General features: G+C 68.8%; 11 protein-coding genes. All 11 read right to left on the reverse strand.

Translation table 11 applies throughout. The features are described from left to right. Positions 1-10: 10 nt before the first annotated feature. The 11 genes from F784_RS0106990 to F784_RS0107040 all read right to left on the reverse strand — a co-directional run bounded on the left by F784_RS0106990 (position 11) and on the right by F784_RS0107040 (position 12,609). The gene (locus F784_RS0106990) at positions 11-1,447 is read right to left on the reverse strand and encodes a glycoside hydrolase family 32 protein (RefSeq protein WP_019586007.1); all 1,437 of its coding nucleotides are present in this window, start codon (positions 1,445-1,447) and stop codon (positions 11-13) included. 58 nt (positions 1,448-1,505) lie between these two features. Beyond that, a complete protein-coding gene (locus F784_RS0106995) occupies positions 1,506-2,630 on the reverse strand; it encodes a nuclear transport factor 2 family protein (RefSeq protein ID WP_019586008.1) in 1,125 nt (374 codons plus the stop codon). A gap of 39 nt (positions 2,631-2,669) precedes the next feature. Then, the gene (locus F784_RS22465) at positions 2,670-3,572 is read right to left on the reverse strand and encodes a carbon-nitrogen hydrolase family protein (RefSeq protein WP_019586009.1); all 903 of its coding nucleotides are present in this window, start codon (positions 3,570-3,572) and stop codon (positions 2,670-2,672) included. Beyond that, the gene (gene hisD / locus F784_RS0107005) at positions 3,572-4,855 is read right to left on the reverse strand and encodes a histidinol dehydrogenase (protein ID WP_019586010.1); all 1,284 of its coding nucleotides are present in this window, start codon (positions 4,853-4,855) and stop codon (positions 3,572-3,574) included. Before hisD ends, F784_RS22465 begins: the two co-directional genes overlap by 1 nt. Before the next feature lie 11 nt (positions 4,856-4,866). Further along, positions 4,867-5,913: an ester cyclase gene (locus F784_RS0107010; RefSeq protein WP_245557774.1), complete on the reverse strand. Its 1,047-nt coding sequence runs from the start codon at positions 5,911-5,913 to the stop codon at positions 4,867-4,869. Positions 5,914-5,938: 25 nt separating this feature from the next. Further along, positions 5,939-7,054, reverse strand: a complete 1,116-nt coding sequence (locus tag F784_RS0107015; protein ID WP_019586012.1) for a nuclear transport factor 2 family protein — start codon at positions 7,052-7,054, stop codon at positions 5,939-5,941. Continuing rightward, the gene (locus F784_RS0107020) at positions 7,051-8,136 is read right to left on the reverse strand and encodes a nuclear transport factor 2 family protein (RefSeq protein WP_245557775.1); all 1,086 of its coding nucleotides are present in this window, start codon (positions 8,134-8,136) and stop codon (positions 7,051-7,053) included. The genes F784_RS0107015 and F784_RS0107020 overlap by 4 nt, the downstream gene beginning before the upstream one ends. Positions 8,137-8,139: 3 nt before the next feature. Beyond that, positions 8,140-9,216 (reverse strand): nuclear transport factor 2 family protein, encoded by a 1,077-nt coding sequence (locus F784_RS0107025; protein ID WP_019586014.1) that lies wholly within the window; start codon positions 9,214-9,216, stop codon positions 8,140-8,142. Positions 9,217-9,347: 131 nt separating this feature from the next. Then, the gene (locus tag F784_RS0107030; protein WP_157465103.1) at positions 9,348-10,196 is read right to left on the reverse strand and encodes a carbohydrate ABC transporter permease; all 849 of its coding nucleotides are present in this window, start codon (positions 10,194-10,196) and stop codon (positions 9,348-9,350) included. Continuing rightward, positions 10,197-11,147, reverse strand: coding sequence for a carbohydrate ABC transporter permease (locus F784_RS0107035; protein ID WP_019586016.1), 951 nt, complete (start codon positions 11,145-11,147; stop codon positions 10,197-10,199). It abuts the gene before it with no gap. 88 nt (positions 11,148-11,235) lie between these two features. Further along, the gene (locus F784_RS0107040) at positions 11,236-12,609 is read right to left on the reverse strand and encodes an ABC transporter substrate-binding protein (protein ID WP_019586017.1); all 1,374 of its coding nucleotides are present in this window, start codon (positions 12,607-12,609) and stop codon (positions 11,236-11,238) included. Between the last annotated feature and the right edge of the window lie 250 nt (positions 12,610-12,859).

Raw genomic sequence — 12,859 nt, forward strand, 5'->3', positions numbered from 1 at the left:
GCCGCCCCGCTCATCCCGGTGGGGACGCCGCGAGGGAACAGACCGTGGACCGCACCACCTCGGCGTCCCCCCCGCGCGCCACGGCCGCAACGGTCCAGCCCACCTCCTCGGGAAAGGCCAGGGCGGTCATCACCACGCGCCCGTCCTCCGCGAACACCTCCACGGACGAGCGGTGCATGAGGACCCGCAGCGAGAGGAGGCCGTTCCCCGCCGTGAGCGGCGCCCCGTACTCCCCATCGAAGCCTTCCGGCGCGCCGACGGAGGGGGCAGTCCTGCGCCGGAGGACGAGGCGGTTCCCCTCCAGGTCATGCGAGAGCACCACCTCCTCCCGCGCCCCGCCCCGAATCAGGAGGTCGAGACGGCGCGCCCCGCGCCCGGCCAGATCGAGGGTCAGGTCCAGGGCGGGCCGGGCGCGGGGCGTGAGGGTGAGCGGCACGCCCTCCCGCAGCGGGCTCCCCGTGAGGCGAAATTCGGCCCCACGGAGCCGGTCGAGTTCGGCGACGGGCCGCTGCCGCAACACGGGCCCCCCGGCGGACCGGACCAGGGACAGCTCGCGCGGAAAGCTCAGCGTGCCGCGCCACGGCCCGGTGGGCAGGCGGGAGGCGTACCGCCAGTGGTTCATCCAGCCCAGCCAGACCCGCCGTCCGGGTAGGTCCGAGAAGGACAGGGCCGCGTAGAAGTCCGGGCCGTGGTCGAGGGGACGTGCGGGTGTGGTCGGCCTGAACGTCACGCCGTCGAACGTCCCCACGAAATACTGGCCGCCCGACCTCCCGAAGGGGCGGCCCGGGTACACGTCCACCTTGAGCACCCAATGATCCACGCCCCGCTCGTCCGTCAGAGCAAACAGCTCGGGCACCTCCCAGGGACCCCGCGTGTCACCCGCGGGGCCGAACACACTCTGCGGGGTCCAGTCGCGCAGGTTCGGCGAGCTGAAGATCTCCACCTGGCGCTCGGCGGGATGGGCGACCGCCATGACCCAGCGCCCGGTCTCGCCGTGCCAGAACACCCTGGGGTCCCGGAAGTCAGCCTTACCGGGGTCCAGCACGGGCCGCTCCCAGGGGTCGTGCCAGGTTCGCCCGCGGTCCTGACTGTAGGCGAGGTACTGCGCCTGGTGACCCGCCCGGTGGCCGGTGTACAGCGCGACGAAGGGCGGGACGTCCCCGAGCCCCAGCCCGCTTGTGTTGTGCCAGTCCACCACGGCGCTCCCCGAGTAGATGGCCCGGTCCGGGCGCTCGGGCAGCGCCACCCCGAGATGCTCCCAGGCCACCAGGTCGCGGCTGACCGCGTGAGCCCAGCTTAGGTGCCCGTGGATGGGGCCGAAGGGGTTGTGCTGGTAGAACAGGTGGTACTCGCCCCCGAAGTGCAGCAGGCCGTTGGGGTCGTTCATCCAGTGGCGCGCGGGCGTGAAATGAAAGAGCGGGCGGTGGCGGTCCGGGGCGCCGGTCACGGCCGGGACAGGGAGCCGCGCCCTCCGGGCAGGCCGGACCCGCGTTCTCCCGGGGGGCTCACAGGAGGGTCGGCTCCCCGGGGGCGGAGGGCGCGAACCCGGCCGCGAAGGGGGCGTGCTCCGGCGCCAGCGGCGCGTGAAGCTGCCTGAGCAGCGCGAACTCGTCGAACAGCGTCCACTCCTGCCGGATCAGCCCGCCCCGCAGCTCGTGATGCGTCACGCCCAGCATCCGCACGCGCCGCCCGGTGGGCCGCCCGTAGCGGCCGGGACCGTCGTGGGTCCCCTGCAGGGTCCAGCGGGTGGCGACGCGGTGCCCTCGCCCCGCGTCGCCCAGCACGCACACGTGGTCCACGCTCAGCCGCAGGTCGGAAAACTGCGCCATCAGCCCCAGCACGAACTGCTCGTAGTCGCCGTGCCCGTAAAGCTGCCGGTGGCCCGGCACCCAGGCCACGTGTTCGGGGGCGTAGCAGGCGCGCACCAGGCTCAGCATTCGCGCGTTCCACAGGTTGTGCAGCAGGGCACGCACAAAGGCCTCCGCCTCCTCGGGAGCGGGCAGCGCCAGGAGGGTGGGCGGGAGCTGCCCGTCCTCCCCGGTGGGCTCGCCGGGCGGCACGGGGGGCACGGGCGCACCCGCGCGGGCGAGTTCCAGGGGGTCATAGCCGAGCTGGCGCAACTCGGCGCTGTGGTCGCCCACCAGCCACTCTTCAAAGATGCGGTTGTCCTTGATGCGGCAGTCGGCAACAATCCAGCGGCCGATGCGGCGCCCCGTGGGCGGGCCGTAGTCGGTGTGGCCGGTGTTGACGCCCACCGTGAACAGGCGGTGCGAGGTGTAGAAGCCGTCCTGCGCGTTGCCGCCCCAGATCACGTCGTCCGCGAACGAGCGGGAGCCGCTGTAGGCCGCCTGGCTGCGGAGGGTGTTTCGCACCACGGCCTCGGCGCCGTACGTCGTCAGCCCGTCCGAGGTATGCACCCGGGCGTTGTGGGTGTAGTGCGTGTGGATCAGGTGGACCGCGCGCTCCTCCCAGATCCTGTGGGTGCAGCGCACGATGTAGTCCACGATGTCCACGTACTCCGGGTCGAAGCCGTCGAGGTCCTGGCGGCGCCCGCTGTTCGCGGCGGCGGCGAAATCGGTGATGTCCGGGTGATCGGCGAAGTCGAAGACGGGTGGGGGTTCCTGTGTCACGCGGTTCCTTCCTGGGATGGGTGGGCAGACCCACCCCGCCTACTCGGCACGCTCGACCCGGGCTTCCTCTGCCGGGTGGCGGCGATCCGGATTCCAGCGCCCCGGGTCGATGCTTCCGCCGTACAGCGGCAGCGGCAGCGGCGGGTCGCTGGGCCGGAACTGGTCCCACGGGCGGGTCAGCCCCACCGTGCCGTACTGCCGGACGCGCGGAACGTGGTCGAGGTCGAGCACATCGGTCAGGACGGTCGGGGCCGCCCCAACCGCCTCCGCCCGGACGATCCCCTCCGGGTCCACGATCAGGCTGCGGCCCGTCCCCTCCGGCCCCGCGCAGTTCACGCTCACCACGAACACCTGGTTGACGATGGCGTTCGCCCGCGCCAGGATCACCTCCTGGGTCCGGTCGCAGGTCGTCGTCTTCACGAGGTTGAGCACGACCTCGGCGCCCATCCAGGCCAGGTGGCGGGTGACCTCCGGGAACCAGGCGTCGTAGCAGACCGAAAACCCGGCCCGCCCGACTCCCGGCAGGTCGAAGGTCACGAAATGGTCCCCCGCCTCAAACGGCTCGTAGGGCCGCCAGGGAAAGACCTTGCGGTACGACGCGGCGAGGCGCCCCTCGGGAGAGAGGGCGACGGCCGTGTTGAACAGTTGCCCCGCGGGGCCCCGCTCGCACACGCTCCCCGGCACCAGCCAGACGCCCAGGTCCCCCGCCAGTTCGCCCAGCGCTGACGCGCGCGGGCCGGAGAGCGGCTCGGCCACCTCCAGCAGCCGTTCCCGCCTCAGGGGTCCCTCGGTCCCGAATAGGTGGAGTTCGGGGTAGACGATCATCCGGACCTGCGGAAAGGCCGCCACGAGCCCCTGCACGTGCTCGGCAAAGCGGCTCAGCGGCCCATCGACCGGGAACGGGGCCTCCTGCACCACGGCGACCGGCAGGACCCTCGCCATCAGTCCCCTGACGCCCCACGGATTCTGAGCCGCATGGAGTCCGCGTGGCCGACCATCCCCTCCGTGTCGGCCATCGTGATGAAGGGCGGGGCGACGACCGGGTTGGCGGCGTCCGCGACCCGCTGCCAGGTCACGGTCTTGATGAACTTGCCCACCCACAGCCCGCCCGTGTAGCGGGCCGCCCGGCTGGTGGGCAGGACGTGATTCGTGCCGATCCCCTTGTCCGCGTACGCCACCGCCGCGTTCCGGCCCAGGAAGAGCGAGCCGTAGTTCGTCAGCCGCGCGAGAAACCAGTCCGGGTCGCGGGTCTGCACCTCCAGGTGCTCGGAGGCCACCCGGTCGGACACCTGCGCCATCTCCTCGTCGGACTCCACCAGGATGATCTCGCCGTAGTCGCGCCAGGAGACCCCGGCGGCGTCGGCGGTGGGCAGAGTGGACAGCTGGCGCCCGATCTCGCGTGTGACCGCCTCGGCCAGGGCCCGCGAAGTCGTGATCAGCACCGACTGCGAGTTGACCCCGTGCTCGGCCTGGGCCAGCAGGTCGGCGGCCACGAGTTCGGGGTCGGCGGAGTCGTCGGCCAGGATGCAGATCTCGGTGGGTCCGGCGAGCAGGTCAATGCCCACCACCCCGAACAGTTGCCGCTTGGCCTCGGCCACGTAGGCGTTGCCCGCGCCCACGATCATGTCCACGGCCTCCAGCGGCGGGCTGCCCTCCAGCCCGAAGGCCATCGCCGCCATCGCCTGCGCCCCACCGATGGTGTAGATCTCGTCGGCCCCACTGTTCACGATGCCGTAGAGCTGGGAGGGGTTGATGCGGCCGGTGCCGCGCTGGACGGGCGCGCAGGCCACCACCCGGGGCACGCCCGCCGCCTTCGGCACCCCGATGGTCATCGCCGGGGCCGCCGTGATCGGGTAGCGCCCCCCCGGGATGTACGCCCCCACCGCGTTCACCGGAATCTGCTTCTGCCCGATGGTCACGCCGGGCAGGGTCTCTGCCTCGAAGTCCACCAGTGTGCGGCGCTGCAACTCCGCGAAGTTCCGCACCTGCGTGAGGCTGAAGTCGATCGCGCGGGCCACGGAATCCTCGACCTCCGAGGTGACCCGGGTGATCTCCTCGGGGGACATGCGGAAGGAGGGCGGGCTGTGGCCGTCGAACCGCTCGCTGTAGCGCCGCACAGCAGTCAGGCCCTCGCGCTCCACGTCGGAGAGGATGCGCGAAACGGTGTCCCGGATTTCCTGATTCACCGAAGGGGGTTGGGGGGCGGCCTGTTTGAAGTATTCCATCGGGGGTCCTTTCAACCGGGGCGGTACACCTGCTTGAGCAGGGCGAACTCGTCCCAGACCATGTACTCGCGCTCGATGCGCCCGCCGCGCACCTCGAAGTGGCTGATTCCCAGCACCCGCACCCGCCGCCCGGTGGGGGGCCCGTAGGGTCCCGGCCCCCCGTGGGTGCCCTGGAAGGTCCAGCGCGCGGCCACCCTGTACCCCTGCGCCTCGCTCCCGATCCAGGCCACGTGGTCCACGCTCATCGCCCCGTCGGGAAAAGCGGCCAGCAGCCCCAGCACGTAAGCGGTCAGGTCGCCGTGCCCCTCCAGGCGGCGGTTCCCCGGCACCCACACCACAGCGTTCGGCGCGTAATACTTGGCCAGGTAGTTGAGCATCCGGGCGTTCCAGACCAGCCCGTAGAGCAGGCCCGGCAGCGCGTCCGGGTCGCGTGGGTCACCGTCCGCGTGGACGGGCGGGTGTCCCTGGCCGGGCAGCCGGGACACCTCGCCGACGAGGGTGTCGGGACCTTGCCACCCCAGTTCCGCCTCCGCCCGGGAGAGAGTGCGGGCCAGTTCGACCTCATCCAGCCCGAGCTGGCGAATCAGCGCCGTCTCGTCGTGGACGACCCACTCCTCCACGATGCGGCCTCGGCGCACCACGCAGTGCGCGATCTCGCGGCGCTGCACCCGCCTCCCGGTGGGCGGCCCGTAGATGCTGTGGCCGAGATTGTGGCCGCTCCAGGTCACCCGGTGCGAGGAGTGGAATCCTTCCCGGTCATTGCCGCTCCAGATCACCTCGTCGCCGAAGAGGCGCAGGTCGGGAAAGGCCGCCAGCGTCCGCACCGTGTTCTCGACCACCTGATCGCGCCCGTAGTACTCGGCGTCCGAGAGGTGGACCGGGGTGTTGTGCGCGTAGTGGGTGTAGATCAGGCCGACGGCCTTGTCCTCCCAGATTTTGTGCGTACACCGGACGATGTAGTCCACGATGTCGGTGTAATCGGCGCCAAAGCCCTCCAGGCTCTGCCGCCGCCCGGCCACGACCGGGGCCATCTGGGGACCGAGCTCGCGCTCTTCCACGCTGAGGACGGCGCGTTCCTCGTGCTCACTGGCTGACTTCGGTAACCTCTGGTCCGCTGACACTGGCACCCCCGATCCGCCCGTGCAATTGTTTGAGGAGCGCGAACTCGTCAAAGACCGTCCATTCCTTCACGACCCTGCCGTCCCGGACGGTGTGGTGGCTGATCACGATCATGGAGACGCGCCGCCCGGTAGGGGCGCCGTACGGCCCGTACCCCTCGTGGGTGCCCTGGAAGGTGGAGCGTGTCGCCACCCGGTAGCCGCGCCGGTCGTCGCCCAGCACGCACTGGTGGTCCACGGTGACCGCCAGATCGGGGAAGCAGGCCAGCAGCGTGATGACGAAGTTCTCGTAGTCGCCGTACCCGTACAGCTTGCGCGCGTCGGGCAGGAAGGCGACGAGGCCGGGCGAGTAATGCTCGCGGACCATGTTGACCAGCCGGGCATTCCACAGGTTCTGCCAGACGGCCCGGATGAATCCCTGCGGGTCCCCGTCGGCGTTTGGCACCGTTACGAACTCCGGCGCCTGCTGACCGGTGGGCAGGCGGTCCACCTCGCCGTGGGTGTGAGGCGTGGCGGGCAGGACGGCCTGTTTCGCCAGACGCAGCGGGTCGTACCCCATCTGCCTCACGATGGTCACGCCGTCATGGGTCAGCCACTCCTCCACGATCCTGTTCTCGCGGATCAGGCAGTCGGCGATGCCCCAGTACAGGATTTTGCGCCCTGTCGGCGGGCTGAAGTCGGTGTATCCGGTGTGGGTGGCCGTGTTCACGTGGCGGTGGGAGCTGTAATACCCCTCGTCCTCGTTGCCGCCCCAGATCACATCGTCGGCATAGGCCCGCAGGTCACCCCAGATCGCCTGATTCTGGAGGGTGTTTCGCACCACCGTCTCGCGCCCGTAGATCGTGCCGCCGGGGGTATGCACCATCGCGTTGTGGGCATAGTGGGTGTAGATCAGCCCTATGGCCTTTTCTTCCCAGATCTTATGGGTACACCGCACGATGTAGTCCACGATGTCGGTGTAGTCGGCATCGAACCCGCGCAGCGCCTGTCTGCGCCCGGTGCCCGCTGCCCGCTCGAAGTCGGCGATATCGGGCCGGTCGGCGAAGTCGAAGACGGGGAGCGGCTGGATGTCGTCGGTCACTGCTGAGCCTCCTGGCGGGCGTGGAGCTGGGTGAGCAGGGCGAATTCGTCGAAGAGCGTCCATTCCTGAGTGACCTTGCCGCCCTGGATGACGTGATGGCTGGCCCCGATGAGGAAGATGCGCCGCCCGGTCGGTGCGCCGTAGGGACCGTAGCCCTGGTGCGTGCCCTGCAGGGTGAAGCGGGTGGCGACCCGGTGGCCTCCGGGGGCCGGAAGGGCGCACTGGTGGTCGATCGTCAGCGCGAGGTCGGGAAAGCAGGCCATGAACGTGATCACGAAGTTCTCGTAATCGCCGTACCCGGACAGCTTGCGCTCGCCGGGCACGTAGGCCACGAGACCCGGCGCGTAATGCTCGCGCACCATGTTGACGAGGCGGGCATTCCAGAGGTTGTGCAGGAGGGCGGCGACGAAGCCCTGTGGGTCCGCTTGCGCACCCGGCACGTCCAGAAAGGCCGGGGCCTGTTGGCCGGTCGGCAGGCGGTCCACCTCGCCGTGCGTGTGCGGCCTGGCGGGAAGCACGGCCTTTTTCGCCAGGGCCACTGCGTCATATCCCATCTGCCGCAGACTGCTCGCCCCATCGTGGACGAGCCATTCCTCGACGATGCGGTTCTCCCGGATGAAGCAGTCCGCGATGCCCCAGCGGGCTGTCCGGCGGAGGGTCGGTGGGCCGTGCGGGGTCGGTCCCGTGTTGATGGAAGAGCCCCGGACGCGGTGCGAGGTGTAAAAGCCGTCTCGCTCGTCCCCGCCCCAGATCACGTCATCGGCGTACCCGCGCCCCGCGGTGAAGCCCGCCTGGCTGGCGAGGGTGTTTCGCACCACCGCCTCGCGGCCGTACGTGACGCCGAACGAGGTGTGCAGGATGACGTTGTGCGCGTAGTGGGTGTAGATCAGGCCGATGGCCTTTTCTTCCCAGATTTTGTGCGTGCAGCGGACGATGTAGTCCACGATGTCCGTGTAATCGTCGTCGAAGCCCGCCAGCGGTTGCCTGCGTCCAGTGCCCGCGGCCCGCTCGAAGTCGGCCATGTCGGGGTGGCCAGCGAGATCGAATATGGCGGGCCTGGGCTGACTGCGCCTGGTCGTCACGCCTCAGCCTTCCACCCGGGCGTGAAGCTGCTTGAGCAGGGCGAATTCGTCGAACAGCGTCCACTCCTGGACGATCTGGCCCCCCCGGATGATGTGGTGCGACCCACCGATGAGGAAGATGCGCCGTCGAGTCGGGGCGCCGTACGGCCCGTAGCCCTCGTGCGTGCCCTGGAGGGTGAAGCGCGTGGCGACCCGGTAGCCGCGCCGCTCGTCCCCCAGGAAGCACTGGTGATCGATCGTCATGGCCAGGTCGGGAAAGCTGGCGAGCAGCGTGATGACGAAGTTCTCGTAGTCCCCGTGGCCGTACAGCTTGCGGGAGTCAGGCACAAAGGCAACGTGGCCCGGGGCGTAATGCTCGCGGACCATGTTGACCAGGCGGGCGTTCCAGAGGTTCAGCAGGATGGCCCGGACGAACGCCTGCGGATCGTCGGGTGAGGGCACGTCGTGGAACTCGGGCGCCTGTTGTCCCGTCGGCAGCCGGTCCACCTCGCCGTGGGTGTGCGGGCTCCAGGGCAGCACCGAGGCGTGGGCCAGCTTGAGGGGGTCATACCCCATCTGGCGCAGCTCGGTGATGGCGTCGCTCATCAGCCATTCCTCGACGATCTTGTTGCGCACGCTGAAACAGTCCGCGAAGCCCCAGCGCTGAATCTTCCGGCCCGTCGGCGGCCCGAACTCGGTGTACCCGGTGTTCGTGCCCAGGCTCGACACCCGGTGCGAGGTGTAGAAACCGTCCTGCTCGTTGCCGCTCCAGATCACGTCGTCGGCGTAGGCGCGGCGGTCGGCGTAGGCGGCCTGACGCTGGAGGGTGTTCACCACCATGCCCTCGCGCCCGTACATGATCCCGCTGGAGTAATGCACGATGGCGTTGTGCCCGTAGTGGGTGTAGATCAGGCCGATGCCCTTCTCCTCCCAGATTTTGTGGGTGCAGCGCACAATGTAATCGACGATGTCGGTGTAGTCGGGGTCATACCCGGCGAGCGGCTGCCGCCTCCCGGTATCGGCGGCCCGCTCGAAGTCGGCCATATCGGGGCGGTCGGCGAAGTCGAAGACGGGGAGGGGGGCCTGGGCACGGTCGTCCATGTGGGGCGTTCTCCTTCGGGAGGTGCGGCGCGGCGCGGACAGGGTGGGAGAGGCCGCCCCGCCGACTTCCGCTGCGGGCCGGGCATTCGACTTGCCGTGTTTCGCTCTGGGAACGCGGCCCGGGGGTGGGCTCACTTGACCGCCCCGACGGTGATGCCCTCCACGAAGTAGCGGCGGATGAACAGCGACATCACCATGATCGGCAGCATCACGACCATGCTCGCCGCCGCCACCTTCTGCCACTCGGGGCCCTTCGCCCCGGAGATGCCCTGGATGGCGATGGGCAGCGTCTGGGTGTTCGTGCGGGCCAGGATCAGCGCGAAGAAGAACTCGTTCCAGGCCGAGATGAAGGCGAAGACCGCGGACACCAGGATGCCCGGCATGATCAGGGGGATCGTCACGTGGCGCAGGGTCTGAAGCTCGTTGCAGCCGTCGATGAAGGACGCCTCCTCGACCTCCACCGGGAGGGCGTCGAAAAAGCCGCGCAGCAGCCAGATCGCGTAGGGCAGCGTGAACGACAGGTAGAGGATGACGAGGCCCACGGCCGTGTCGATCAGGTTCAGGCTGCGAAACAGCGTGAAGAAGGGGATGGCGACGACCACCGCCGGGATGAACTGGGTTATCAGGATGAGCAGCGACAGCGTTTCGCGCCCGCGGAAGCGGTGCCGCGAGATGACGTAGGCGGCCGCGGCCCCCAGCGGCACCGTGATGGCGACGGTCAGGAACGACACCAGCGCGCTCACCCACACGTGCGATCCCAGCCAGATCGGGTTGTCGAAGACGGCGCGGAAGTTGTCGAGCGTGGGCTGGAACAGGAGCTTGGGCGAGAACGTGTCGGCCTGCGTCTTGAAGGCGGTCAGCAGCATCCACAGCAGCGGGAACGCCACGAAAAAGATCACCAGCAGCGTGCCGAGCGTTTCGAGCGTCTGCCCCAATCGGCGGCGGGGGGTGAGACTTCTGGCGGGGACAGGACTGTTCATTCAGCGCTCCCTCAGCAGCACGCGCACGTACAGCACGGCGAAGAGCCCCATGACGACCACCAGCAGGTACGACACCGCTGAGGCGTAGCCCATGTCGAGGTTGCGGAACGCAAGCTGGTACACGTAGTAGTACAGCGTCTGGGTCGAGTCGCCCGGACCGCCGCCCGTCATGGTGACCACCTGGTCGAACATCTTGAGGGCCGAGATGATCTTGAGCAGCCCCACGATGTAGATGACGGGGGCCAGCAGCGGCAGCGTGATGCGGAAGAAAATCTGGGTGTTCGTGGCCCCGTCCACCCGGGCGGCCTCGTTGACCTCGGCGGGGATGGACCCCAGCGCCCCGATAAACATCAGGGCGAAGAGCGGCGCCCAGCCCCAGACCTCCGACATGGCGAGGGCCAGGAGCGCGCTGAACTCGTGCCCCAGCCACAGGAAGCCCTTGAGGGGCGGCACCACCGCGCCGATCAACCGGGCGTACACCCCGGCGTCGGGGTCAAGCATGAAGCGCCAACTGTAGCCCTTGAGCACTGGGGCGACCGCGAAGGGAAAGATCAGCAGCGTGCGCGCGAACACGTTCAGCCGAGTCGGCTTGGCGAGCAGCAGCGCGATGCCCAGCCCGATGAGCAGCGTCAGGGTCACCGAGAGGACCATGTAGGCCGCGCTGACGCCCAGGCTGTTCAGGAAGCCGCCGTCGGTGAACGCGCGGGCGTAGTTGGCAAAGCCCACGAAGGGGCCGGGCGTGGGCGAGTAGATCAGCCGCCAGTCGCGGAACGACGTGATCAGCGACGAGACCAGCGGGTAGAGCACCGTCGCCATGACGATCAGCAGCGCGGGACCCAGAAGCAGCCAGCGCAGGGCGCCGGTGCGAACCTGGGCGCCCTGCCGCCTGGGCCGGAGGGCCGAACGAAGGGGCGGTGTCGAGGCTTCGGCGGTCGTCTGGGGAAGTGCCATAGGGTTCACCTCGGCTGCGCGCGGGGGACGGGTCCCAACGGGCCAGGGGGCCGGGAACGCCGCCCCAGCCCCCTGAGGCCCGCGCCCGCTACCGGTAGTACCCGGCGCGCTTCTGAATGGCGTCCACGTCCCGGGCCATGCCGTCGAGGGTCGCCTTGACGTCGGCCCCGTTCGCCATCTTGTTGATGCCCACCTCCAGCACGCTCTGAATCTCGGCCCACGAGCGCACCTGCGGCAGCGTGCGCGCGGTCCGCAGCGCCTGCGCCCCGACCTTGGGAATCCCGCCGTTGGCCGCGTTGACCTTGGGGTCGTTCATGCCCGAGAAGGTGACGATGGTGTTGTCGGCCTCGGCCGGAACGCTGCGGTTCGAGGCGACCTTCTTCTGCACGTCGGTGTTGGTGACGTACTTGATGAATTCCCAGGCCGCGTCGGGATTCTTCGAGTTCTTGAAGATGCCGATCGGCCACACCAGCGCGTAGTTCTGGGTGGTGCCGCCCGCCCAGCCGGGGGCGGGGGCGAAGCCGACGTTGTTCAGCACGGCGGGCGCGACCGTTTTGGGATCGGCGAACTGCGACCAGTACCACCACCAGCCGACCCACATGGCGGCCTTGCCCTGGAGAATCTGGTTGGAGGATTCGGTCTCGCCGAAGGTGGTGGCCGCCGCGGGCACGATTTTGTCCTTGCGCAGCATGTCGATGTAGAGTTGGGTGGCCTGCACGCCCTTGGCGTTGTTGAAGACCGGGCGGTTGTTCTTGTCGAGGATGTCGCCGCCGTTGCCCCACAACATGCTGACCCAGCTGAAGAGGTTCTGGCCCGCGCTCACGCCGTACATGGCGGATAAGCCCACCATGCCCGGTTTGCGCTTCTGGATGGTCTGGGCGGTGCTGACGGCCGCCTGCCAGGTGCGCGGCACCGGCAGCCCCAGTTCCTTGAACACGTCCTTGCGGTAGAACAGCACCAGCGGGTGTCCGCGGAACGGAATGCCGATGATGTTGCCCTTGCTGTCGGTCGAGGCCTCGATGTAGGCGTTGGGGTAATCCTTGAGATTGATCTTGTCCGCCTTGATGCGGCTGTTCAGCGGCAGCAGGTACGGCTTGAGCGCCTCACCCCAGGCGTCCACCCAGGAAACCACATCGTAGGTCGTGCCGCCGGTGGTGGCCTCGACCAGTTCCTTTTGCTGCAGGGCGCCGTAGGGCGTGTTCTCCCACTGCGCGGTGATGCCGGTCAGCTTCTGGAATTCGCTGCCCTCGCCGGTCATCTTGCTGAGCTGCGCGAATTGCCCGGCCGCCAGGCAGCAGATCAGGAATTTGAGCTTGGTGCCGTTGTAGGGCTTGCCCGCTTTGAGGCCGTAGAGGGTGGTCGCCCCCTGGGCCTGCACCGCCAGCGTCCCCAGGCCCAGCACCCCCGTCAGGACGAGCGCCCCACCCGCCCGCCTCCAGATTGCCTTCCGTGCGTGATCCATCTGGCATCCTCCTCGCGTCAGCGTGACCAAAACAGAATGTGGACGGGACCGGTGAGCCGCAGGGCGCCACAGGCCGGTGCGAGCCGCTCCAGGCGTGCGACGGACCCTCCTTACTTTTGCATACGTATGCACGTATCGTAAGCATATGGCGCGAAATTTGTCAAGTCCTTCACAGTCACGGGGAGAGGAGTTGCGGAACGTTTTGCTGGCGGCAGGGTTCCTTTGAGAAGAGCATCGTCGGAAATAGACG

The sequence above is a fragment of the Deinococcus apachensis DSM 19763 genome (assembly GCF_000381345.1).
Lineage (GTDB): Bacteria > Deinococcota > Deinococci > Deinococcales > Deinococcaceae > Deinococcus > Deinococcus apachensis.

Bases quoted from the DNA above. Each gene is read 5' to 3' on its own strand.
- F784_RS0107035 (WP_019586016.1), bottom strand. From the start codon at position 11,147: ATGGCACTTCCCCAGACGACCGCCGAAGCCTCGACACCGCCCCTTCGT.
- F784_RS22465 (WP_019586009.1), bottom strand. From the start codon at position 3,572: ATGGCGAGGGTCCTGCCGGTCGCCGTGGTGCAGGAGGCCCCGTTCCCG.
- F784_RS0107030 (WP_157465103.1), bottom strand. From the start codon at position 10,196: ATGAACAGTCCTGTCCCCGCCAGAAGTCTCACCCCCCGCCGCCGATTG.
- F784_RS0107040 (WP_019586017.1), bottom strand. From the start codon at position 12,609: ATGGATCACGCACGGAAGGCAATCTGGAGGCGGGCGGGTGGGGCGCTC.
- hisD (WP_019586010.1), bottom strand. From the start codon at position 4,855: ATGGAATACTTCAAACAGGCCGCCCCCCAACCCCCTTCGGTGAATCAG.
- F784_RS0107025 (WP_019586014.1), bottom strand. From the start codon at position 9,216: ATGGACGACCGTGCCCAGGCCCCCCTCCCCGTCTTCGACTTCGCCGAC.